Genomic DNA, 23,051 nt, shown 5'->3' with positions numbered 1-23,051 from the left:
GGATGGGGGTCAGGACAGACCCACCGTCAGGTCGCAGGTGGTGGAGCCGATGCCGCGGCTGAAGAAGCGGATGACCATGCCGCCGGCATCGCGCACGGCCAGCACCTGGTTCTGGCCGGGGCCCAGCGACAGCTGCCGGCCGGTGGCGGCGAGCGTGCTTTCGGTGATGGAATATTCCAGCACGCAGCGCTTGTTGCCTTTGTTTTCGAACGTCACGTCGCCGGGGCCGGGGATCTTGAACTCGAAGCTCTTACCGACGTTGAAATCCACGCGGCCCTGGCAGGGATTGCCCTTCTGCACCTCGCAGCCGAATTCCCCCTGCGGTGCGCGCTGGACGGCCGGCTGGGCAATGGCGGCGGGGACAGACAGCAGGGCGATGCCGAAGCAGGCGATGGACAGGCGGGACATCCGGTTGGCGCTCCTTGATGGCGGCACAAATTCAAATAGGCCCGCTGCGTGGCAACGGCAAGCGGGGCGTATCAGCTGACACGGTCGGCGGGGAAAAGTTGGTCGGGCCGGACCAGCTGGTCCTGGGCCGCGATGATCTGCAATTCCCGCTGCCCGCTGTCGCGCGTCGCCTTGAAGACGGCATAGACGGCGGATGCCGCGTGCGACAGGGCCAGCGCGCCGTCGCCGGTTTCCAGGAATTTGGCCAGGAACAGGGCCGCCACGCAATCGCCGGCCCCGCTGGGCGGTGGTGTCAGGTCCAGGCGCGGGGTGGCCACCAGGAAGGCTCCGTCCGGCCCGTCCAGCAGCACCTCGATCCTGTCGGCGGGCGCGTCGGCGCGGGTCAGGCTGGTCACCATCACCCAGCGCGGGCCCAGGCTGCGCGCCGCCCGTGTGGCCGCCAGGGCGGATGCCAGATCGGTGACGGTGTGGCCGGTCAGATATTCCAGTTCGAACTGGTTCGGGGTGATGATGTCGGCCTGCGGCACGGCGCGGTCGCGGAAGAATTCCGGAATGCCGGGTCGCACGAAGAAACCGCGCCCGACATCGCCCATCACCGGATCGCAACAATAGAGCGCGTCACGGTTGCCCTGTTTGGCCCGCGCCACGGCGGACAGGACCACATCACCCAGCGTTGCGTCACCCATATAGCCGGTCAGCACGGCATGCAGACCATCCAGGGCGCCGCGCGCCTCCACCCCGTTCAGCACGTCGGCAATATGGTCGGGCGGCAGCACCATGCCCGTCCAGGCACCGTAGCCCGTGTGGTTGGAGAACTGCACCGTGTTGACGGCGATGGCATCGAAACCCAGCCGTTCCAAAGGGAAAACCGCGGCCCGGTTGCCGACATGGCCGAAGGCGACATGGGACTGGATGGTCAGGATGGTCCGCAATTTGTCATCCTCTCGTTCCCTCAGGCGCGGGGCCGGCGGTCGCCGGCCTGGCAGTGGCATGAAACAAATTTCATGCCACTGCTCTGTTACTTGCTACGCCGCGCGGCGACAGGGCTGCAATGCCAAAAACGTGAGGGGGACACTGTGCGGCACATCACTGCCGGGACCTGCCCGTCGGTCGTCTGCTTGGCCAATCCGCTACCCGTTCTGGGTAGCCCCGAATTCCCAATACAGAGAGCGTCCCATGCGCAGCCTGCGTGATGCCAAGATCAAGACCCGCGTGATGATCGGTTTCGGGGTGCTTTTGCTGCTGCTGGTCGTCCTGACCGGCGTCGGCGTGCAGAAGGTCAGCCTGATCAACCACAGCCTGACCCAGATCAACGAGGTGAATGGCGTCAAGCTGCGCCACGCCATCAATTTCCGCGGCTCCGTGCATGACCGGGCCATTGCGCTGCGCGATGTGGTGCTGGTCCAGGATGCGGCGACCATCGACACCATCGTCGGCGACATCCGCCGGCTGGAAGCGAATTATGCCACCGCCGCCAAGGGCATGGACGCCATGTTCGCGGCCCGCAAGGACATCCTGCCCGCCGAGCGCCAGATCCTGGACGCGATCAAGCAGATCGAGGCCAAGACCCTGCCCGGCATCAACCGGGTGATCGAGCTGCACAAGGCGGGCAAGACGGCAGAAGCGCAGGAACTGCTGCTGTCCACCGTGCGCCTGGACCTGAATGAATGGCTGGCCCGCATCAACCGCTTCATCGACAAGGAGGAGCAGGACAATACCATCATCGGTGACGAGACCCGGGCCCAGGCGCGCGGCTTTTCCGAACTGATGCTGGCCGTCTTCGCCATCTGTCTGGTGGTGGGCGTGGGCATGGCCTGGTGGACCGTGGCGTCGCTGCGGCCGCTGCGCCGGCTGACCGATGCCATGCTGCGTCTGGCCGATGGCGACCTGACCACGCAAATCCCGGCCAGCACCGCCGCCAACGAGGTGGGGGAAATCACCAGTGCCGTGGAGGTGTTCAAGCATCACGCCATCGAGGCCGATACCCTGCGCCGTGAACAGGTTGCCGCGGAGGAACGGGTGAAGCAGGCGCGGCAGGCGGAGATGCAGGCGCTGGCGCGCCGGTTCGAGGATGAGGTGAGTGCCGTCGTCACCGCGGTCGGCGCCTCGTCCGCCCAGGTCAAGCAGTCGGCAGAACTGCTGCTGGCCACGGCCGGTCAGGCGGAGGAACGGGTGGATACGGTCCAGGCCTCCTCCACCAAGGCCACCGACAATGTCCAGGCCGTGGCCACGGCCGCCGGGCAGCTGGCCTCGTCGATCCAGGAGATTGCCCGCCAGATCGAGGACAGTGCCGATCGCACGCGCCGCGCCGCCGAACAGGCCGAACATACCAACGGCATCGTCGATGGCCTGTCGACCAAGGCGGAGCGGATCGGCGACGTGCTGGGCCTGATCAGCGACATTGCCAGTCAGACCAACCTGCTGGCGCTGAACGCCACGATCGAGGCGGCGCGGGCGGGGGAGGCCGGCAAGGGCTTCGCCGTCGTCGCGTCGGAAGTGAAGAGCCTGGCCAGCCAGACCTCACGCGCCACCGACGATATCGCCCAGCGCATCGCCGAAATCCAGTCGGCCACGGTCGACGCGGTGAAGGCGATCAAGGAGATCGGGGCCACGGTGGCCGAGGTGAACCGGATTTCGGCTTCCATCGCGTCGGCCGTGGAGGAACAGAACGCCGCCACCACCGAGATCGCCCGCAGCGCCCGCCATGCATCGGACGGGGTGGAGACGGTGACCCAGGCGGTGGGCGATGTTCGTCAGGGCACGGCCCGCACGGGTGCAGAATCGCGGCAGCTGCTGGGGGCGTCGGCGGAGCTGACCGACCATGCGGGTACGCTGCGCGCCCAGGTGGACCGGTTCCTGGCCTCGGTGCGCACGGGGACGTGAGGGGTGATCACTCCACCCCGAACAACCCAAGCTGCCAGCGCATCTCCGCCTCATTCATCGGGTAATCCACCCCGTGGCGGGCGTTCAGCAGCTTGGGTGGCGGCAGGCCGGATTTCAGCTGTAACAGCCGGGCGCAGCGCATGGTCAGCCCGGCCCGCCAGGCCAGGGCGGTGATGGCGCGGGCACTTTGCGTATCGATCACCCGCTGCACCAGTTCGGATGGCAGGTCGGCGCGCAGCGCCAAAGCCTCGCGCACGAAGGGCTTGTCGCCCCAGGACAGGGCGTCCCAGATCGCCGCCTCGTCAAGCTTGCCTTCCGATTTCAGGCGGGCGGCCTTGGCATCCGGTGGCTCGCGCTTCACATAATCCCGCGCCCAGTCCAGGCGGCGCTGGGTGACGGCCACCACTTCCTGCCGGTCCTGCTTGTCGAAGCCCTGGCCGGCCAGTTCCCCCCGGATACTGTCTTCCACGATGCGGGCCAGCTTGCCCAGCAGGGTGGGGGGCAGCAGCGGCTTGGCCGTGGTCTTGCCCATGTCGATGGCGGCCAGCGGCTTGGCCACCATGCGCGACATGGCGCCGTCGGACAGGGCGGCACCGGGATTGGCCAGCAGGCTGGCCGTGGCCACGGGATCGCCGGCGGCGGCCACCGCCTCCGCCACGGGGGCGGAAACGCGGTCGCGCCGCGCAATCGCCTCCAGCACCCAGGGCACCGGCTGGGCCGCGATGATGGCGACAATCTCCTCATCCGACAGGTTGACGCAGCCGCGCAGGATGGGTTCCGCCACCTCGCGCGCCACGTCTCTGGCCAGTTGCGCGACCAGGCCGGGCGGGGCCGATGCCACGTCGCGCAGCGCGCCGGCCAGGGCGGCGCGCACCCGCACCACCTGATCGGCGGCCAGCATGGTCAGCGCATGATGGGCCAGATCGCGGATGGCCGTATGTTCGGCGCCGGACAGATGTGGCAGGGCGCGGGCCAGCTTGCGCGACAGCAGCACGCGCACATCGGTGTCCAGGTCGCGCGCCAGGCGCGGGGCGGCCTGTACCGGCGTTTCGGTGCGAAAGGCGACGGCGCGGCGGACCAGCGCATCATCGTCGTCAGCCAGATAATAGAGCAGCTCCGGCGGGGTTTCCGGCTGCAACGCCAGTTCCGCGCGCTGCGCCGGATCACGGCTGGCCGCGATCTCCTTGGCCCGCTCATAGGCTTGGGGCCCCAGCTTGGGGTCTGGCCGGTCGGTCATCGCGTGGGGCGGTGGGGCGTGGCGGGGTGCGGCATGGCGCCACGATCCCCCATCCGTGCCCGGCTTTCAACGGACAAACGTGGGCCGGCCGGCGACATCGTTAATTTTGCTGCGGCGCAGCAGGGCGGGATGTCGTGCCGGCCCGAAAGGCGCCAATTGCCCCCTGTAACGATGGGGCCAATCAGCTGCCGTAATTGCTGATGATGCGGTTGGTGGTGCCGTCGGTCTGCATGCCCAGCATCACGGCGTTGAAGCGGGTGATGGTGGCCGGATTGATGCCGGACGTGCGGCTGAACAGGGTGAAGGCCTTCTGTTCATTGACGAACATCGGATGCACATCGATATCGCCGCGCATGCCCATCTGTTCGGCCCGGTTGATGGCGATGCGATAGCCGTCCAGGAACCCGTCGATCCGGTCGCGCAGCAGCATGGCCATGGCGCTTTCCCCGTTCTGGACGGTGACGATATTGTCGGCCAGCGCGCCGCCACGGGACAGGTTCTCGAATTCCTGGCTGTATTTGGTTCCCGAGGTGACGCCCAGGCGGAAGCCGCTGGCCGACAGTTCCGTCAGGCTGTTGTACGGGAAGCTCTTGGCGTCGCCCTTGCGCACGATCAGGACATTGCGTCCCTCGCGGATGGGTTGGGAGAAGATGCCGAACGCTTCCCGCTCCGCCGTGCGGGCCACGCCGACAATGGCATCGGCCTTGCCCTCCTGCACCAGCAGCACGGCCCGGGCACGCGGTGCCAGTTCCCAATCGATGGTGCAGGGCATACGGCGCGCGGCTTCGGCCACCAGTTCGATATCGATGCCGGTGGGTTTGCCGTCCCCGCCCAGCGTCTGATAGGGCGGCATTTCCGCCCAGACGAATTGCATGTGGCAGCCGCCCGCACCTTCCCCGGCGGCGGCCGGCAGCCAGGCAGGCAGCGCGAAAAGGGCCGCAATGGCGGCCAGCAGGGCAGGGGAAGGCGTTTTCATGGTCGTTACAAATTCACACGGATTTATTTAAAATGTAACGACCAATTTCAGCATGCCCGACCATGCCACAAGGCAGGGTCGTGGATGCCGCACTTGCGAAGGGCCGGGGCTGTCGTTACCTGTTCTGGTTGAAGTCCCATCACCTTGCTGATGATCGCGCCATGACCGAAGGTCCCCTTTCCGTCTACCGCGCCCGCCGCGGCACCGGCACGCTGAAGGCCGATCCGGCGCAGGAACTGGCGGCGGAGAAGCTGGAAAGCCTCTGGCACGCCCTGAAGGATTATCGCCCGGCCACGGGGCAGACGGGATGGCGCGCCCGTTTCGGCCTGACGCGGCGGCCCGATCCGGCGCCGCAGGGCCTGTACATCTATGGCGATGTCGGCCGTGGCAAATCCATGCTGATGGACCTGTTCTATGAGACGGCGCCTGTCGAACAGAAGGTCCGGGTGCATTTCCACGCCTTCATGCTGAACGTGCATGAGCGCATCCACGCGCTCCGCAGCGAAGGCCGCGCCAAGCCGGGCGAGGAGGTGGTGGAGGTGGCGAAGGAGATCGCGGCCGAGGGGTGGCTGCTCTGCTTCGACGAATTCCACGTCACCGACATCACCAACGCCATGATCCTGGGCCGGCTGTTCACCGCCCTGTTCGATCTGGGCGTGGTGGTGGTGGCGACCAGCAACTGGCCGCCGGAGGATCTGTACAAGGATGGCCTGAACCGCCAGCTGTTCCTGCCCTTCATCGCGCTGCTGAAGGAAAAGCTGGACGTGCTGCACCTGGCCTCGGCGCGCGACTATCGTCTGGCGCGGCTGATGGGGGCCAAGGTCTATCATTACCCGCTGGGACCCGCGACGGCCGGGCTGATGGCGCAGACCTTCGCCGATGTGACCGACGGGGAGACGCCGGTGGCCACCCACCTGACGGTCCAGGGCCGCCGGGTGGAGGTGCCACGCAGCGCCAAGGGCGTGGCCTGGTTCACCTTTGACGAGCTGTGCGCGCGGCCGCTGGGGGCCGGTGACTACCTCGCCATCGCCACGCATTACCACACGGTGCTGATCGACATGGTGCCGCGCCTGCCCGAGGCGCTGCGCAACGAGGCCAAGCGCTTCATGACGCTGATCGATGCGCTGTACGAGCACAAGGTGAACACCATCATCGCGGCGGAAGTGGCGCCCGAGCGCATCTATGCCGAAGGCACCCACGCGTTTGAATTCCAGCGCACCGTCAGCCGCATGATGGAAATGCAGGCCGAGGATTACCTGGCGCGACCGCATTTGACCTGATACCGGCGGCCCGGCACCCATGGTGCCGTAAGCCAAGCCGCCGGATGGCGGCGCCCGGCGCTTGAGGGAACAGGAAGGGAGAGGCGATGATGACCGAGGTCCGTAAACGCTCCGTCATGATCGCCGGCCACCCGACCAGCGTGACGCTGGAGGAACCGTTCTGGGAAGCGCTGAAGGAACTGGCGGCGAGGGACGGCATGTCGGTCAACACCCTGATCGAACGGGTGGACGCCACGCGGACGGGGAACCTGTCCTCGGCGCTCCGGGTGCACGTGCTGGCGGCGTTTCGCCCTACTTCTTGAAAAACGCCGCTGCGGCCGCGTGGACATCCTGCTTGTCCTTGATGGCGGCCTTCACCCGCATGATCTCCGCCTCCAGTGCGGCGATGTAATCGTTCAGGTCGCCCACGGACAGCGTGGCCAGTTCCAGGGGCTTGGCCGGTTTCTTGGCGGGCAGCAATTCGTCCAGGTCGAAAGCCATCTTTTCCCCCATATCTTTGTCTTGGGCGCCATTCTGCGGTATCAGCCCGATGACCGCCACACCGAACCATGAGGTAACCCCATCATGACCCTGCCCACCACCATGCGCGCCGTGGAGATCACGCAACCCGGTGGTCCGGAGGTGCTGGTGCCAACCACCCGGCCCGTGCCCGTGCCGGCGGCGGGGGAGGTGCTGATCAAGGTGGAGGTGGCCGGCGTCAACCGGCCGGATGTGGTGCAGCGCCAGGGCCTGTATCCACCGCCGCCGGGTGCATCCGACCTGCCAGGGCTGGAGGTGGCGGGTACCGTCGCCGCCTTGGGTCCCGATGTTGCCGGCCGGCAGGTGGGTGACAGGGTCTGCGCTCTGCTGGGTGGCGGCGGCTATGCCGAATATGCCACGGCACCGGCGGGCCAGGTGCTGCCGGTGCCGGATGGGCTGGACATGGTGCAGGCGGCGGCCTTGCCGGAGACGGTGTTCACCGTCTGGACGAATGTGGTGGAGCGGGCCGGTCTGACGGCGGGCGAGAGTTTCCTGGTGCATGGCGGGACCAGCGGCATCGGCACCATCGCCATCCAGATCGCCAAGGCGCTGGGCGCCACCGTCTTCGCCACGGCGGGCGGGGCGGACAAGGTGGCGGCGTGCCGCGACCTGGGGGCCGACCATGCCATCGACTACAAGAGCCAGGATTTCGTTTCGGTGGTGAAGGAGGAGACGGGCAAGCGCGGCGTGGATGTCGTGCTGGATATGGTGGGTGGCGATTACCTGCCGCGGAATATCGACTGTCTGGCCGTTGATGGGCGTCACGTCACCATCGCCTTCCTGCGCGGGCCCAAGACGGAATTGAACCTGGTGCCGGTGATGATGAAGCGGTTGACGCTGACCGGTTCCACCCTGCGCAGCCGTTCGACGGCGCAGAAGGCGGCCTTGGCGGCTTCCGTCAAAGCCAATGTCTGGCCGATGGTGACCGCCGGAAAGGTGCGCCCCGTCATCGCCAGGACCTTCCCGCTGGACCAGGCGGCCGACGCCCACCGCCTGATGGAGAGCTCCGCCCATATCGGCAAGATCATGCTGGTGGTGTAAGGGGACTACATTCTTTCCCCAGTCGCCGGGCGCCGCCTCCGGCGGCTTGGCTTCACGCGACCATGGGGTCGCGGGCGCTCAACGCGCCAGCCAAAGCAGGATGAAGCAAGCTCATCCTGCTTTGGCGTTACACGGATCGTTGAAAGAATCCCGTGGCTTGTCGCGTGACGGAACGCTATAGGGATAAGGGTCGTTGACTTGTCCGTCCGGTTGGCTGCGCGGGGCCCCTCCCGCGCGCGACGGGCGGCTTTTGCGTTCACGGATCGATTTTCCGCCGGTTCCAGCCCGGTGAAGCGTTTTTGAGGAGGAAGCATGGCACTGCCCCTGATGCCGAAGGCCACCGCCATCTGGCTGGTCGAAAATACCGGCCTCACCTTCGAGCAGGTCGCGGAATTCTGCGGTATGCATGAGCTTGAAGTGCAGGCCATCGCCGATGGCGAAGTGGCGGTGGGCATGGTCGGCCGCGATCCGGTCGCCGGTGGTGAACTGACGGCGGAGGAGATCGCCCGGGTCGAGGCCAATCCCAACCTGAAGCTGCGGATGCGCCATCAGGACCTGCCGCAGCCGGTCGCCCGTTCCAAGGGCCCGCGCTATACGCCGGTCACCAAGCGCGGTGACAAGCCGGATGCCATCGCGCATCTGCTGAAGGCCCATCCGGAGCTGTCGGATGCGCAGATCTGCAAGCTGATCGGCACCACCAAGCCGACCATCGCCGCCGTGCGCGACAAGACCCACTGGAACGCCGCCAACATCAAGGCGCGCAACCCGGTGCTGCTGGGCCTGTGCAGCCAGCGCGAGCTGGACGCCGCCCTGGAAAAGGCCCGCAAGGGCCGTCCGGAACCGGAGACGCCGGAGATGGATGCCGAGGACGAGGATCTGGACCCGACGCTGGCCGGGGACGATCAGGAAGATTGATCGGCACCATATGCCGTTGCGGAATTGGCCGGCTGCCCGATGGCAGCCGGCCTTTTTCTTTTCCGGCGGCATTACGATATCCTGCGGATCGTTCAATGCCAGACCAGGGGGATGCGGCAATGACGCAATGGTTCTTCCATGATGATGACGACCGGGTGGGTCCGCTGGACGGGCAGGCGGCGCTGGATTACGTCCGCGCCCATCCCGACGCCTTCTGCTGGCGCAACGGCATGGCCGAATGGCTGCCGGTGCGCGCCGTGGCCGAACTGTCGCCGCAGCCCAGCCCCTGGGGCGGGGCCGGCGCCCCGCCGCCCCCGCCACGCGGAGGTGGCCGGTACGGCAAGGCCGACCAGATCGATTTCAAGATCCACGGGCAGGAGATGCAGTTCGTCGAGGTCGAGCTGGACCCCGGCGAAAGCGCCATCGCCGAGGCCGGGGCCATGGTCTACAAGGACGCGTCGGTGGAGATGCACACGATCTTCGGCGACGGCACCGAATCGGGCGGCTTCCTGGACAAGCTGATCGGGGCCGGCAAGCGCGTGCTGACCGGGGAAAGCCTGTTCACCACCGTCTTCACCCAGAATGGGCGCGGCAAGGCGAAGGTGGCGTTCGCGGCCCCGTTCCCCGGCACCATTCTGCCCCTGAACCTGGCCGATCTGGGCGGCGGGCTGATCTGCCAGAAAGACAGCTTCCTGGCGGCGGCCAAGGGCGTGCAGGTGGGTATCCATTTCCAGCGCCGCATCCTGACCGGCCTGTTCGGCGGTGAAGGATTCATCATGCAGAAGCTGACCGGCGATGGCTGGGTTTTCGCCCATGTCGGCGGCTGCGTCATGGAACGTCAGCTGGCACCGGGAGAGGTGCTGCATGTCGACACGGGCTGTGTGGCCGCCTTCACGCCCGACGTGGATTTCGATCTGGTGCAGGTGGGCGGGGTGAAGTCGGTGCTGTTCGGGGGTGAGGGTCTGTTCTTCGCCACGCTGCGCGGGCCGGGGCGTGTGTGGATCCAGTCCCTGCCCTTCTCCCGTCTGGCCGGCCGTATGCTGTCGGCCGCCATGCCGGGTGCCGGCAAGGGGGAGGGCAGCGTGCTGGGCCCCCTGGGCGACATCGTCATGGGCGGCAAGCGCTGATCCGTTCAGGGCCGTGCATTCTTCCCGTGGGCTACCCCGGAGGGATACGTACGGATAGGTGTGCCAATGGATAGGTTGCGGACAGGCGCGCATCGGCACAGGGTAGGGGGCACCGGCTGGACCGTTCGGTTCGACCGCCCCCCTTCTCTTTGATGGTGACAAGGAAGCCGCAATGGGCACGGTCATCCCGTTCATCCGCCAGCCGAAACCCATGGATAGCGCCATCCTGCTGGCCGATCGCCTTATGGAAGCGACGGCGGGCCTGCCGCAGTTGGTGACGGCGGTGGATAGCATGGGGCGCACGGCGGAAAGCCTGTGCCACACTCTGCAGGGCGGCCTGATCGCCATGAGCAACGCCTTCGATCAGGCCCTGACCATGAACCGGGCCCATCAGCGCCTGCAGCACGCGGCGCAGAATGCGATTGATCTGGCCGCCAGCGACCCCGAAGCCGCCGCCACGCGGCTGGCCGAATTGCGGGCGGACTATGCGCGGCTGACGGCGACTACGGGTCACAAGGTGGGGTAAGCAGCCCCTTAATTCATCGACAGTTCCCGTATATCGGCGGACCCATCCTAGCACGGATTCCCCACACGCCGCATTACACGCCGTTCACCTGAATTCCATTGGCATTCCATCTCCCCCGCGCCACAGTACGGGCAAATTGGCCCGAGCCGGGAGGAAATGACCCTCGTGACCCAGAACGCACGTCCCGCAACGCCCCATCGCCGCTGGCGCGGGCTGGCCGCCGGTGTGGCGCTGTCGGCCCTGGTGGGCCTGGCGGCGATCCAGCCCGCCATGGCCCGCGTCTTCGATCCGGAGACCTTCACGCTGAAGAACGGCATGCAGGTGGTGGTGGTGAACAACCCCCGCGCCCCCGTGGTCAGCCACATGGTCTGGTACAAGGTGGGGTCGGCGGACGAGGAGCCGGGCAAGTCCGGGCTGGCCCATTATCTTGAACATCTGATGTTCAAGGGCACGGCGAAGATGAAGCCGTCGGAATTCTCCAAGACCGTGGCCCGCAATGGTGGCCGCGACAATGCCTTCACGGCGTACGATTACACGGCCTATTTCGAGAATATCGCCCGCGACCGGCTGGAGCTGGTCATGGGGATGGAGGCCGACCGCATGGTCAATCTGCGCCTGACGGACGATATCGTCCTGCCGGAGCGCAAGGTGATCCAGGAGGAGCGCCGCCAGCGCACGGAGAACGAGCCTGCCTCGCGCCTTTACGAGCAGCTTTACAGCCTGCTGTTCGTGCACCACCCGTATGGCACGCCGATCATCGGCTGGATGCATGAGATCGAGCAGCTGACGACGCAGGACGCGCTGGACTTCTACAAGCGCCATTACGCGCCCAACAATGCCATCCTGGTGGTGGCGGGCGACATCACGGCCGCCGATCTGAAGCCATTGGCCGAGAAGACCTATGGCAAGATCAAGCCCTCCAAGGACATCCCCGCCCGCGTACGGGTGACGGAGCCGCCCACGGAAGGGGCGCGGCGCATCACCCTGACCGACGATCAGGTGCGCCAGCCCAATTGGAGCCGTATCTGGAAGGCGCCCTCCTACTCGGCGGGTGAGAAGCAATATGCCAGCGCGTTGGAGGTGCTGGAGAACATCATGGCCGACGGTGCCACCTCGCGCCTGTACAAGGCGCTGGTGGTGGACCAGAAGGTCGCGGCGGGTGCCAGCCTGTCCTACAATCCCAACGCGCTGGACCTGGGCACCCTGTCCATCTCCGCCACCCCGGCCCCCGGCCAGGATGTCGCGGCCGTGGAGAAGGCGGTGGATGCGGAGCTGGCGAAGCTGCTGGCTGGCGGGGTGACGGATGCGGAGGTGGAGAGCGCCAAGGTGCGCCTGCGCCGCGACGCTATCTTCGCCCGCGATAGTTTGCAGGGCCCGGCCTATGCGTTCGGTGTCGCCCTGACTACGGGGCAGACCGTGGCGGATGTGGAGGCCTGGCCCGACCGGATCGCCGCCGTGACCCGCGAGCAGGTGGAAGCGGCCGCGCGTCTGGTCCTGTCCCGGGACAACCATGTCACCGGCATCCTGATGCCGGCCGAAGCGCCAGTCTCCGCCCCGGCGGCGGCCCCGGCTGCCCCCACCAAGCAGGGGGGGACCAAGTGATGGACGCCATGAAGATGATCCGCCAAACCGGCGCCCTGCTGCTCACCGCCTTCGCCCTGGCCTTCACCAGCCTGCCCGCCGCCGCCGTCGATATCGAGAAGGTGGTGAGCCCCGGCGGGGTCGAGGCCTGGCTGGTGCGCGATGCCAAGAACCCCATCATTTCCCTGCAATATGCCTTCCAGGGCGGCACGGAGCTGGACCCCCAGGACAAGCTGGGCCTGGCCATCATGGCGGCCAGCACTATGGACGAAGGGGCCGGCGACCTGGACAGCCAGGCGTTCCAGGGCAAGCTGGACGATAATTCCATCACCCTGACCTTCAGCGCCGGTCGTGACGGGTTCGCGGGGCAGGTGACGACGTTGCGGGAGACGAAGGACACCGCCTTCGACCTGCTGCGCCTTGCCCTGACCAGGCCGCGTTTCGATAATGAGGCGGTGGAGCGTATCCGCAACCAGTTGCTGACCAGCCTGCGCCGGTCGCAGGCCGACCCCAATTACTGGGCGCAGCTGGCCTTCGGAGAGACCTTGTTCCCCGGCCATGCCTATGGCCGCCCGCAGCGTGGTACGGCCCAGACCCTGGCCGCCGTCACCCGCGACGATCTGGTGGCCTTCGCCCGCACGCGTCTGGCCCGCGAAGGGTTGAAGGTGGCGGTATCGGGTGACATCACGGCGGCGGAACTGGCCCCGCTGCTGGACAGCCTGTTCGGCGCCCTGCCGGCCAAGGCCAACCTGACGAAGGTGGCCGATATCCAGCTGGCGGCACCGGGCAAGACCATTCTGGTTCCGCGCCCCATTCCGCAGACGGTGATGATCCTGGCCCATGGCGGGCTGGACCGGTCGGACCCGGACTGGTATGCGGCAACCATTCTGAATTACGTGCTGGGTGGTGGTGGTTTCTCCTCCCGCCTGATGGACGAGGTGCGGGAAAAGCGCGGTCTGACATATGGCATTGGTTCCAGCTTGCAGAGCTATGACCATGCCAACCTGATCAGCGTCAGCGGTTCCACCGTCAACGACAAGGCGGCCGAGGCCATTTCGGTTACGAAACAGATATGGGGTGACGTGGCGAAGAACGGTATCACCGAGGCCGAGCTGCGCGATGCCCAGACCTATCTGACCGGATCGTTCCCGCTGCAATTCACCAATAACGGCGCCATTGCCGGCCTGCTGTTGCAGGTGCAGCGCGACGATCTGGGCATTGAGTATCTGAACAAGCGCAACGACTTGCTGAACGCCGTGACCATTTCGGATGTGAAACGGGTGGCTGCACGCCTGCTGGACCCGGCCAAGCTGACCACCATCCTGGTCGGCCAGCCGACGGGCATCACGCCGGACGGGACGCTGTACAAGCCGTAAATGAAAGGGGCGGGGCGATGATGTCGCCCCGCCCCTTTCATATTGATCCACGCGCAACTTACGCCCGCTTGGCCCCGATATAGGCCACGTCGGGACGGGCCGTTTCGTAATCGGTCAGGCTGATCGGGTATTCGCCGGTGAAGCAGGCGTCGCAATATTGCGGCATGTCGCCGTCGCGCTTGGCATGGTCCAGCGACTTGTAGAGACCGTCCAGGCTGATGAAGGCCAGGCTGTCGGCATTGATATACTGGCGCATCTCCTCCACCGACATGCGGTGGGCCAGCAGCTTTTCCTTCTCCGGCGTGTCGATGCCGTAGAAGCAGGCATTGTTGGTCGGCGGGCTGGAGATGCGCATATGCACCTCCTTGGCGCCGGCATCGCGCATCATCTCCACGATCTTCACCGAGGTGGTGCCGCGCACGATGCTGTCATCGACCAGGATGATGCGCTTGCCTTCGATGAAATGCCGGTTGGCATTGTGCTTCAGCTTCACGCCCAGGCGGCGGATCTTGTCCGTCGGCTGGATGAAGGTGCGGCCGACATAATGGTTGCGGATGATGCCCAGGTCGAAAGGGATCTGGCTCTGTTCGGCATAGCCTAGTGCCGCCGGCACGCCCGAATCCGGCACGGGGATCACCAGATCGGCATCGACATGGCTTTCAATGGCCAGCTGCGCACCGATCTTCTTGCGCACGCCATAGACCGAGTGGCCTTCCATGAAGCTGTCGGGGCGGGCGAAGTAGATATATTCGAAGATGCAGAACTTCGACGGGGCCTGCTGGAAGGGACGCAGGCTCTGCACCCCGTTCTTGTCCAGCACCACCATCTCGCCCGGTTCGATGTCGCGGATATAGTCGGCACCGATGATATCCAGCGCCACCGTCTCCGACGCCAGCACATGGCTGTCGCCGACGCGGCCCAGCACCAGGGGGCGCACACCATACGGGTCGCGCACGCCCACCACCTGATCCTTGGCCATGCAGACCAGGGAATAGGCACCCTCGATCTGGCGCAGGGCGTCGATCAGCCGTTCGATGACGCTGCCGAAGCGGCTGGTCGCCATCAGATGGATGATGGTCTCGGTATCCGAGGTGGACTGGAACAGGCAGCCGCGGCGCACCAGCTGCCGGCGCAGCTGCATGGCGTTGGTCAGGTTGCCATTATGGGCCAGGGCGAAGCCGCCGAATTCGAATTCGGCGAACAGCGGCTGCACATTGCGCAAGGACCGTTCGCCGGTGGTGGCGTAGCGGACATGGCCGATGGCGATCTCACCGGTCAGGTTGCGCATAACCGCTTCGCTGCCGAAAATATCGCCGACCTGGCCCAGCGCCCGATGCTGCGGGAAGTCCTGGCCGTCGAAGCTGACGATGCCGGCCGCTTCCTGCCCGCGATGCTGAAGCGCGTGCAGGCCCAGCGCCACCAGCGCCGCCGCGTCCTGGGGACCGTACACACCGAAGACGCCGCACTCCTCGCGCAGCTTGTCGTCGTCGTAGGGATGGGTCGTCAGCATGGGGGCGCCTTTCACGGGGGTGTCCGGTACGGTCAAACGAAATGGCCGGGTCAGCGTTGGTCCCCTGCGGGACGTCGATCCGGTTGGTCGGGTTGCTGGTCGGTGCTCTTGATCACCTGGTCGAGACGACCGAGGTCTTCAACATTATAGCCACGATCGGTCTCCGGCACAGCCGCGTTCCCCGCAGATGTGGGGCGCGGATTGGCCAGCCGTTCCAGCGTACGCTTCGCATTCTCAGCCTCTTCCAGCCGGTGCTGGGCGCGCTGCGCCTCCCGCTGGGCGGGCGACAGGTCGGCATTGGGCAGAAAGTCGCGCAGGATGTCGGCACCCGTCTCCAGGAACGGCCGGGCCTTCGCCTCGCGCAGCCAGACCGGTTGTTCCGGCCACAGCCAGGCGGCGAACAGATAGGCCAAGGACACCAGCACGGCCCCGCGCACCACACCGAAGGCGAAGCCCAGGGAGCGGTCGATGGCCGACAGGTTGCTTTCCTGCACCTTGCCGGAAACCATGCTGGTCACCACCGACAGGGCGATCAGGGACAGGGTGAAGACGCCCAGGATGGTGACGCCATCGGCGACATACTGGGTGCTGATATAGGTGCGGGTATAGGGGGCGGCCAGCGGGAACAGCCAGAGCGTGGCCAGGGCCGCACCGATCCAGGCGGCGACCGACAGCACCTCCCGCACGAATCCACGGGCGAAGGCCATCAGGGCCGAGATCAACAGGACGACGATAACGGCGACGTCAACGGGGTTCAGGCTGCTGCCTTCCATTCCGGTTCCCTCAATCCCTGTCCCGGCGCGGCGGGCGCGGGGGCACGTCCGCCTGGAACAATGGCAGCAAGTCGGACAGATGGTCCAGTTCCACGCGCCGCAACCCGTCGGCCGAACCATCGCCGCGCGACCGGCGCGGCTGTGGCATCAGGGCGCGGTTGAAGCCCAGCTTGGCGGCTTCCTTCAGCCGCTGATCGGTCTGGCTGACGGCGCGGATATCGCCCGACAGGCCGATCTCCCCGAACACCACGGCATCGGCGGGCACCGGCTCCCCCGTCAGGGAACTGATGAGCGCCGCGGCCACGGCCAAGTCGGCGGCCGGTTCGGTGACCTTCAGGCCGCCGGCGACCGAGAGATAGACATCATTGGCGCCGATGGCCACGCCGCAGCGCGCCTCCAGCACCGCCAGCACCATGGCAAGGCGCGAGGTGTCCCAGCCCACCACGGCGCGGCGCGGCGTGCCCAGGGGGGAGGGGGCGACCAGGGCCTGCACCTCCACCAGCACGGGGCGCGTGCCCTCCAGCCCGGCGAAGACGGCGGTGCCGGTAATGTCGCGGCGGCGGTCGGCCAGGAACAGTTCGGACGGGTTCGGCACCTCGACCAGCCCATCCTCGCCCATCTCGAACACCCCGATCTCGTCGGTGGCGCCGAAGCGGTTCTTCACCGCGCGCAGGATGCGGAACTGGTGCCCGCGCTCGCCCTCGAAATACAGCACCGTGTCGACCATGTGCTCCAGCACGCGGGGCCCGGCGATCTGCCCGTCCTTGGTGACATGGCCGACGATCAAGAGCGTGATGCCCTTGCGCTTGGCCACGCGGATCAGTTCGGCGGCACAGGACCGGACCTGGGCCACCGTGCCCGGCGCGCTGTCCAGCGTATCGATATACATGGTCTGGATGCTATCGATCACCGCCACCTGCGGGCCGTCTGCGGCCTCCAGGCTGGCGACGATGTCACGGACATTGTTGGCGGATGCCAGCTGCACCGGCGCGTTGGCCAGGCCCAGGCGACTGGCGCGCATGCGCACCTGATCCACGGCTTCCTCGCCGCTGATATAGGCGCAGCGGGTTTCCTGGGCCAGGCAGCAGGTGGCCTGCAGCAGCAGGGTGGATTTGCCGATACCGGGATCGCCGCCGACCAGCAGGGCGGAGCCATGGACCAGCCCGCCACCGCAGACCCGGTCGAATTCCTGGATGCCGGTCATGCGGCGCGGCGCATCGCTGGGCACGCCCGACAGGGCGACGAATTCGATCTTGCGCCCGCTGCCGGTCTTGCCCAGCCCCTTGGGCATGGCGTCGGCCACCTGTTCTTCGACCAGGGTGTTCCATTCACCGCAGGCGTCGCACTTGCCCGACCATTTGGGGTAGCTGGCCCCGCAATTCTGGCAGACATATTTGCTAGTGGCGCGGGCCAAGGTCGTGACGGCTCCAGGGGATACCAGGGGGATAACGGACGCGGCCCCTATATAGACGCTGCGGGCGCCGCTGGGGAGCCCTTCATAACACGAATGCAACATGCGCAGGGGCCGCCCGGAGGGTTATGTCGGGAGGGCGGGGGCTGTGCTGTGAAAAATCGTCTCGTCAGCAACGGTGGGAAGTGCGAGCAAGAAGGGGAGAAGTGCCTGGACCTGAACGGGCATCCATCGGTCCCGCCATTCGGACAATGGTGGCGCCGCTGTTCCGCGTCCAAGGAGACCGCCCCATGACCACCCCCGTCTTGCCCGTGACCCTGGCCGATGTGAAGGAAGCCGCGCAGGCGCTGTCCGGCCATATCATGGACACGCCCTTCGTCCCGTCGCGCACCCTGTCGCAGCTGACGGGGGCCGATGTCTGGGTGAAGTTCGAGAATTTGCAGTTCACCGCCAGCTTCAAGGAGCGCGGTGCGCTGAACAAGCTGCGGAAACTGACCGCGGAGGAGCGGGCGCGCGGTGTGGTGGCCATGTCGGCCGGCAACCATGCCCAGGGTGTCGCCTATCATGCCGGCCGCCTGGGCATTCCGGCCACCATCGTCATGCCGGAAGGTACGCCCTTCACCAAGGTGGAACGCACCGAGGAACATGGTGCGCGCGTCGTGCTGAAAGGCTCCGTCCTGGCCGAGGCGGCGGCGGAGGCCGAGCGTCTGGCACGGGAGGAGGGGCTGGTCTTCGTCCATCCCTATGACGATGTCGACGTCATCGCCGGCCAGGGCACGATCGGGCTGGAAATGATGCTGGCGGTGCCGCATCTGGACACGCTGGTCGTGCCGGTGGGCGGTGGCGGGCTGATCGGCGGTATCGCGGTGGCGGCCAAAGCGCTGAACCCCGATATCCGCATCATCGGTGTGGAGGTCGAAGCCTATCCCGCCATGGAACAGGCCCTGAAGGGTGAGCCGGTGCAGGTGGGCGGCGACACCATCGCCGAGGGTATCGCGGTCAAGAATGTCGGCCAGAAGACCCTGGAGATTTGCCGCGCCCTGATCGAGCGGGTCGTGCTGGTCCCCGATGTGGTGGTGGAAGAGGCGGTGGCCCTGTTCCTGAATATCGAGAAGACGGTGGCGGAAGGGGCCGGGGCGGCCGGTCTGGCGGCGCTGCTGGCCCATCCGGACCTGTTCCAGGGTGCCAAGGTCGGGCTGGTCCTGACCGGCGGCAATATCGACAGCCGTATGCTGGCCCAGGTGATCATGCGCCAGCTGGTGCGTGAAAGCCGCCTGATCGCCGTCCGCATCGTCATCCCCGACCGGCCCGGCGTGCTGGCCAAGATCACCGGCCTGGTCGGCGATGCCGGCGGCAACATCATCGAGGCCATCCATCAGCGCCTGTTCACCACCAGCACGGTGAAGGCCACCGACATCGACCTGACCATCGAATGCCGGTCCAAGCGCCATGCCGAACGGGTCCTGGACGCGCTGCGCACCAAGGGTGGGCTGGAGGTTCAGGTGCTGGCGGGTGGGGTGGTCTAATACCAGTTCCCGGTGATCGCAACCGATCACCGGGCCTCAATCGCCGGCGCCCACATCCGTGGGCTTGGCTACGCGCCACGTGGCGCGCGGCGGCGGTCGCCGCCGGACCACGTCCCGATGAGTTGAACTCATCGGGACGTGGTCTAAGTTTAAGAAGGCGGGCGGCGTTACGCCGCCCGCACGATCTCCACGCCCACCGCTTCGCATTCTTCGAAAGCGTCCAGCTTTTCGACCCGGATCAGGGCGGTGACGGCACGGTCGCCGGCCAGCAATGTGGCGGCCAGACGTTCGGCGACGCATTCCAGCAGGTTGGTGTGGCCGTCGGTGGCGATGCGGCTGGCTGTTTCCACCAGTTCCGCATGGGTCCAGGGTGTCGCCGCATCCGGTGCCAGCGCCAGTTCCAGGTTCAGGCGCATGCGCTGCGGCTCTACATATTCATAATCATAGATGCCGATCAGCGTGGTCACCACCAGGTCGCGGACGACCAACACCACTTGCCCAGGCAACACCACCTGTCCGGGATCGCGCGCGGGCGTGCCGGTAAGGGGGTGGGGAAGGGGGCGAAGCAGGGGCTGCATCATGTGCCTGCTCTACCATCGGCCCCATCCGTCGACAAGCCACGGGGACGCGGGGGCAGACCCGTCGGTTTGGCGAGGGGGCGAACTTTCGGAGCCATCCTTTCGGTGTGGTGGTGTTACTTGCCATCCACGGATAGAGTGCGCGAAAGTTGTGAATGACGACATACGGGGACATTCATGCGCTACGAACAGGACGCGGCACAGAGGGCGACGGTATTGCGGCATCTGTCGCAATCGCTCGCCGGCGCCGTCAGCCTGTTTGAAAAGCAGGAGGGCGTGAAGCTCGCCACCTTCCCCGATTTCAAGAAGGCGCGCGCCCGCTATCTGGAAATCCAGGCGCTGATCTTCACCATCGCCGACAAGGCGGAGGAAGCCCCCAACCGCGGTGTGCCGGCCGATTTGAAGGGCTGGCTGGTGCGCATGCGGCTGCGGTCCATCACCAGCTTCACCCGCATGAGCCTGGCGTTCTTCCGCGAGCCGCCGGAACTGCTGGTCCATGCGCTGGGTGCCTATGACATCCTGCAGCAGGAACGCGAAAGCCTGATGAGCCTGCTGAACGATTTCGACATGATGCTGATGGAAGCGGCCCTGGACGACAAGACCTCCATGGAGCTGGACAAGGTCCGCCAGCAGATGGAGGAGATCGTCACCTTGCTGGACAAGCATCTGAAGGGTGCGCCGGCGGCGCTGCGCACTTTCGACTGATACCATGTTCCGGTGATCGTAACCGATCACCGGCCTCAGTCGCCGGCGCCGCCATTCGGCGGCTTGGCTACGCGCCACGAGGCGCGCGGCGGCAGTCGCCGCCGTACCCAATCACGATTGGGGTTACCCCACCGCCCGCACCCGCTCCGCCAGGAACCGTTCCTCGAATTCCGGAACCGGCACGGGGCGGGAGATCAGGAAGCCCTGGATGGTCTGGCAGCCCATGTTGCACAGCCAATCGCGCTGCGGTTCCGTTTCCACCCCTTCCGCCACGATCTCCAGCCCCAGGCGCTGGCCCAGTTCCAGGATGGTGGCGGGGATGGCCACGTCATGCGGCACCGTCTGCATGAAGCCGCGATCGATCTTCAGCACGGTCAGCGGGATGCGCCGCAGGTGGGACAGGGATGAATAGCCCGTCCCGAAATCATCGATGGCCATGCCCACGCCGATATCGCGCAGCAGCCGCAGCATGGCGAAATCACCCGCCGCCTGCGACATCGCCACGGTCTCGGTGATCTCCAGCGTCAGCAGGTGCGGCGGCAGGCCGGAACTTGCCAGGGCGGCACGGACGCGATTGGGGAAATCCATATCGGCCAGCTGGCGCGGGCTGACATTGATGGCCACCGGCAGGTCGCCATGCTTGCGCCGCCAGAGTGCCGCCTGCCGGCAGGCATCGCCCAGCACCCAGTCGCCGATGGGGCCGATCAGGCCCGTCTCCTCCGCCACGGGGATGAAATCGGCGGGGGCGACATAACCTTCCTCGGTCTTCCAGCGCAACAGCGCCTCCGCCCCCCGCAGCATCAGGCTGCGCGGATCGACCTTGGGCTGGTAGAACAGCTCGAACTCCCCGCGCAGTTCGGCGGCGCGCAGGCGGGCCTCGGTGCGCAGACGCGCCATGGCCTGTTCCGACATCTCGGCGGAGAACATGCGCCAGCAGCCGGTGCCGGCGGCCTTGGCCGCGTACATGGCGACATCGGCGCAGCGCAGGATCTGGCGCGCATCCTGCCCGTCGCTGGGCCACAGCGAGATGCCGATCGAGGCGCTGGGATGCAGCAGGTGTCCGTCCAGCTCCAGCGGGCGGGCCAGGGTGGCCAGGATGCGGTCGGCGACCTGGATCGCCTCCTTCGGTTCCTTCACATCCTCCACCAGCACCAGGAACTCGTCCCCGCCCAGGCGGCCCACCGTGTCGGAATGGCGCAGCGTGTCGTCCAGGCGCCGGGCGATGCCCTGCAGCATGCGGTCGCCCATGTCATGGCCCAGGCTGTCATTCACATGCTTGAACCGGTCCAGATCCAGGAACAGCACGGCCAGCCCGCGCTTGCTCCGCCGGGCGCGGGCCAGCGCATGCTCAAGCCGTTCCAGCAGCAGGGCGCGGTTGGGCAGTTCGGTCAGCGGGTCGCGGGTGGCCAGCTGGCGCAACTGCCCCTGGCTCTCATCCAGCTTGTCCAACGTCTCGTTGATGCGCTGGGTCAGGCGGCCAAGCTCGTCCCCCTCATGCCCCAGCGGCATGACCAGGCGGGTGTCGCGGGGATTGTCGGGGTCGATGCCGGCGACGGCCTGTTCCAGTTCCACCAGCGGCCTTGTCAGGAACCGGTGGAACACCCAGGTCAGCAACAATCCCAGCAGGATGTTGCGCGCCAGCCCGCCCAGCAGCGAGGAGGTGACGAAGGCGATGTAGTCGGCCGACACCCGCGCCATATCCAGGTCGATGCGCAGGATGCCGATGGGCGGCTTGTCCCGCCCGTCGGGCAGGGGGCGGTAGAGCAGGCGGGTGCCGCGCGCCAGATCGCCGAACACCAGCCGGCCGATCGTGCCGTTGCCGCCCGACGGGGCCGGCAGGGCACGGTGGCGGGACCAGAGCGGCTGTTCCTCGGATATGCGGATATCGATGCCGGCGATGGCGCCGATGGACAGGGCGGAGTTGCCGATCTGCTGGGCCAGCGCCTCATCGACGTTCCAGGCGGCGGCGGCGGCACTGCCCTCCATCAGGTCGAGCATCTGTTCGACCAGATCGCTGGCCTTTCCGCGCTCGCGCCACGTCGCCCAGGCAACCTCCAGCCCGCTCAGCACCAATCCGATGATGCAGGCGGCCAGCACGGCACGCGCCGCCTGTCTTGCCGCCAAGGAACTGCCCAGCCCTTTCAGCATCGCCCTCCCCGGAGGCTTCGCGTCGGCCGTTCAATCATCGGCACCGTCCCCGGTATCCCAACGGGCCACCGGACGGTGCTGCGATATTCCGTCGCAATCATCATGCACGAAACAGGGCCGGCCTGTACAAGCAAATATCGGCGGGCACCACCAGGTGCATCCCAAAGCAAAAGGGCCGCCCCGGTGGGGGCGACCCTTTCGATCACCGAACCCGTGCCCCTGAAGCGGGGCTGGGGATCAGGCGGTCTTCAGCTTGCGGAACGACTTCCACATGGCGGACGGGTTCTTGTCCAGGTCGAAGGCGCGGGTGCGCTGGGGGTCCAGGCCCTGGCGACGGCATTCCAGCGCGAAGATGTTGGTGTTGGCCGGATCCAGGCCCAGTTCCTGGCAGGCGGCGTTGAAGGCGTTTTCGAAATCGGCGCTGTGCATCTTGTCACCTGCGGGTTGGACAATCTCGGTACCATCAGGCTGGTCCGGTGTTGGTCATCGGCCCGGTGGCCGCTTCCCTTCACGCATCGCAGCATCGCCGGC

The 23,051-nt window shown here is 66.6% G+C and carries 22 protein-coding genes; 11 read left to right on the top strand and 11 right to left on the bottom strand.

The genetic code is table 11. The features are described 5' to 3' along the window. Positions 1 to 9 precede the first annotated feature (9 nt). Together ACM9HJ_RS10715 and pdxY are read right to left on the bottom strand one after the other, a co-directional pair. The gene (locus ACM9HJ_RS10715) at positions 10 to 408 is read right to left on the bottom strand and encodes a hypothetical protein (RefSeq protein WP_416571705.1); all 399 of its coding nucleotides are present in this window, start codon (positions 406 to 408) and stop codon (positions 10 to 12) included. Between the two features lie 71 nt (positions 409 to 479). After that, positions 480 to 1,340 carry a pyridoxal kinase PdxY gene (pdxY, locus tag ACM9HJ_RS10710; protein ID WP_416571704.1) on the bottom strand — a complete coding sequence of 287 codons (861 nt, stop codon included), beginning with the start codon at positions 1,338 to 1,340 and terminating at the stop codon, positions 480 to 482. Between the two features lie 244 nt (positions 1,341 to 1,584). Between pdxY and ACM9HJ_RS10705 the strand changes: the two genes are divergently transcribed. Beyond that, positions 1,585 to 3,291: a methyl-accepting chemotaxis protein gene (locus ACM9HJ_RS10705; RefSeq protein ID WP_416571703.1), complete on the top strand. Its 1,707-nt coding sequence runs from the start codon at positions 1,585 to 1,587 to the stop codon at positions 3,289 to 3,291. A 7-nt stretch (positions 3,292 to 3,298) separates the two neighbouring features. Here ACM9HJ_RS10705 and ACM9HJ_RS10700 read toward each other — a convergent pair whose 3' ends face one another. Both ACM9HJ_RS10700 and ACM9HJ_RS10695 read right to left on the bottom strand, forming a co-directional pair. Continuing rightward, the gene (locus ACM9HJ_RS10700; RefSeq protein WP_416571702.1) at positions 3,299 to 4,528 is read right to left on the bottom strand and encodes a DUF2336 domain-containing protein; all 1,230 of its coding nucleotides are present in this window, start codon (positions 4,526 to 4,528) and stop codon (positions 3,299 to 3,301) included. Between the two features lie 181 nt (positions 4,529 to 4,709). Beyond that, complete coding sequence (locus ACM9HJ_RS10695) at positions 4,710 to 5,504, bottom strand: substrate-binding periplasmic protein (protein ID WP_416571701.1); 795 nt, start codon at positions 5,502 to 5,504, stop codon at positions 4,710 to 4,712. Positions 5,505 to 5,665: 161 nt separating this feature from the next. Between ACM9HJ_RS10695 and zapE the strand changes: the two genes are divergently transcribed. Next, positions 5,666 to 6,784, top strand: coding sequence for a cell division protein ZapE (gene zapE / locus ACM9HJ_RS10690; RefSeq protein ID WP_416571700.1), 1,119 nt, complete (start codon positions 5,666 to 5,668; stop codon positions 6,782 to 6,784). An 89-nt stretch (positions 6,785 to 6,873) separates the two neighbouring features. Next, a complete protein-coding gene (locus ACM9HJ_RS10685) occupies positions 6,874 to 7,086 on the top strand; it encodes a ribbon-helix-helix domain-containing protein (RefSeq protein ID WP_416571718.1) in 213 nt (70 codons plus the stop codon). On the opposite strand, the gene ACM9HJ_RS10680 is transcribed toward ACM9HJ_RS10685, so the two are convergent. After that, positions 7,076 to 7,264 (bottom strand): DUF1192 domain-containing protein, encoded by a 189-nt coding sequence (locus tag ACM9HJ_RS10680; protein WP_416571699.1) that lies wholly within the window; start codon positions 7,262 to 7,264, stop codon positions 7,076 to 7,078. The genes ACM9HJ_RS10685 and ACM9HJ_RS10680 overlap by 11 nt on opposite strands. Before the next feature lie 84 nt (positions 7,265 to 7,348). On the opposite strand from ACM9HJ_RS10680, the gene ACM9HJ_RS10675 reads away from it, so the two are divergent. The 6 genes from ACM9HJ_RS10675 (at position 7,349) to ACM9HJ_RS10650 (ending at position 13,869) form a co-directional block, all read left to right on the top strand. Then, positions 7,349 to 8,344 (top strand): NAD(P)H-quinone oxidoreductase, encoded by a 996-nt coding sequence (locus ACM9HJ_RS10675; protein ID WP_416571698.1) that lies wholly within the window; start codon positions 7,349 to 7,351, stop codon positions 8,342 to 8,344. Positions 8,345 to 8,656: 312 nt separating this feature from the next. After that, positions 8,657 to 9,259: a DUF1013 domain-containing protein gene (locus ACM9HJ_RS10670; protein ID WP_416571697.1), complete on the top strand. Its 603-nt coding sequence runs from the start codon at positions 8,657 to 8,659 to the stop codon at positions 9,257 to 9,259. Positions 9,260 to 9,378: 119 nt separating this feature from the next. Then, positions 9,379 to 10,386, top strand: coding sequence for a TIGR00266 family protein (locus tag ACM9HJ_RS10665; protein WP_416571696.1), 1,008 nt, complete (start codon positions 9,379 to 9,381; stop codon positions 10,384 to 10,386). Between the two features lie 172 nt (positions 10,387 to 10,558). Then, on the top strand, positions 10,559 to 10,912 hold the full coding sequence (locus tag ACM9HJ_RS10660; protein WP_416571695.1) for a hypothetical protein: 354 nt from the start codon (positions 10,559 to 10,561) through the stop codon (positions 10,910 to 10,912). 165 nt (positions 10,913 to 11,077) lie between these two features. Then, positions 11,078 to 12,514 carry a M16 family metallopeptidase gene (locus tag ACM9HJ_RS10655; protein ID WP_416571694.1) on the top strand — a complete coding sequence of 479 codons (1,437 nt, stop codon included), beginning with the start codon at positions 11,078 to 11,080 and terminating at the stop codon, positions 12,512 to 12,514. Further along, the gene (locus tag ACM9HJ_RS10650; protein WP_416571693.1) at positions 12,514 to 13,869 is read left to right on the top strand and encodes a M16 family metallopeptidase; all 1,356 of its coding nucleotides are present in this window, start codon (positions 12,514 to 12,516) and stop codon (positions 13,867 to 13,869) included. Before ACM9HJ_RS10655 ends, ACM9HJ_RS10650 begins: the two co-directional genes overlap by 1 nt. 58 nt (positions 13,870 to 13,927) lie before the next feature. On the opposite strand, the gene purF is transcribed toward ACM9HJ_RS10650, so the two are convergent. From purF to radA, 3 genes are read right to left on the bottom strand one after another with little or no spacing between them, the layout of a single operon-like run. After that, on the bottom strand, positions 13,928 to 15,379 hold the full coding sequence (purF, locus tag ACM9HJ_RS10645) for an amidophosphoribosyltransferase (RefSeq protein ID WP_416571692.1): 1,452 nt from the start codon (positions 15,377 to 15,379) through the stop codon (positions 13,928 to 13,930). Positions 15,380 to 15,429: 50 nt separating this feature from the next. Further along, entirely contained in the window at positions 15,430 to 16,152 is a 723-nt protein-coding gene (locus tag ACM9HJ_RS10640) for a CvpA family protein (protein WP_416571691.1), read from the bottom strand. 10 nt (positions 16,153 to 16,162) lie between these two features. Continuing rightward, positions 16,163 to 17,566 carry a DNA repair protein RadA gene (gene radA / locus ACM9HJ_RS10635; protein ID WP_416571690.1) on the bottom strand — a complete coding sequence of 468 codons (1,404 nt, stop codon included), beginning with the start codon at positions 17,564 to 17,566 and terminating at the stop codon, positions 16,163 to 16,165. Between the two features lie 287 nt (positions 17,567 to 17,853). On the opposite strand from radA, the gene ACM9HJ_RS10630 reads away from it, so the two are divergent. Beyond that, the gene (locus ACM9HJ_RS10630; RefSeq protein ID WP_416571689.1) at positions 17,854 to 19,089 is read left to right on the top strand and encodes a threonine ammonia-lyase; all 1,236 of its coding nucleotides are present in this window, start codon (positions 17,854 to 17,856) and stop codon (positions 19,087 to 19,089) included. Between the two features lie 167 nt (positions 19,090 to 19,256). Here the strand turns inward: ACM9HJ_RS10630 and ACM9HJ_RS10625 are convergent, their stop codons facing one another. After that, complete coding sequence (locus tag ACM9HJ_RS10625; protein ID WP_416571688.1) at positions 19,257 to 19,670, bottom strand: dihydroneopterin aldolase; 414 nt, start codon at positions 19,668 to 19,670, stop codon at positions 19,257 to 19,259. Positions 19,671 to 19,844: 174 nt separating this feature from the next. Here ACM9HJ_RS10625 and ACM9HJ_RS10620 point away from each other — a divergent pair, with 174 nt between their 5' ends. Next, the gene (locus ACM9HJ_RS10620) at positions 19,845 to 20,372 is read left to right on the top strand and encodes a hypothetical protein (protein WP_416571687.1); all 528 of its coding nucleotides are present in this window, start codon (positions 19,845 to 19,847) and stop codon (positions 20,370 to 20,372) included. Between the two features lie 123 nt (positions 20,373 to 20,495). Here the strand turns inward: ACM9HJ_RS10620 and ACM9HJ_RS10615 are convergent, their stop codons facing one another. Both ACM9HJ_RS10615 and ACM9HJ_RS10610 read right to left on the bottom strand, forming a co-directional pair. Further along, on the bottom strand, positions 20,496 to 22,520 hold the full coding sequence (locus ACM9HJ_RS10615) for a putative bifunctional diguanylate cyclase/phosphodiesterase (protein ID WP_416571686.1): 2,025 nt from the start codon (positions 22,518 to 22,520) through the stop codon (positions 20,496 to 20,498). Between the two features lie 237 nt (positions 22,521 to 22,757). Next, positions 22,758 to 22,949 carry a hypothetical protein gene (locus ACM9HJ_RS10610; RefSeq protein WP_416571685.1) on the bottom strand — a complete coding sequence of 64 codons (192 nt, stop codon included), beginning with the start codon at positions 22,947 to 22,949 and terminating at the stop codon, positions 22,758 to 22,760. Positions 22,950 to 23,051: the final 102 nt, after the last annotated feature.

It is taken from the genome of Niveispirillum sp. KHB5.9 (assembly GCF_048066115.1).
Lineage (GTDB): Bacteria > Pseudomonadota > Alphaproteobacteria > Azospirillales > Azospirillaceae > Niveispirillum.
The sequence above is the reverse complement of the archived record's forward strand: the minus strand, read 5'-3'. Positions and strand labels throughout refer to the sequence as shown.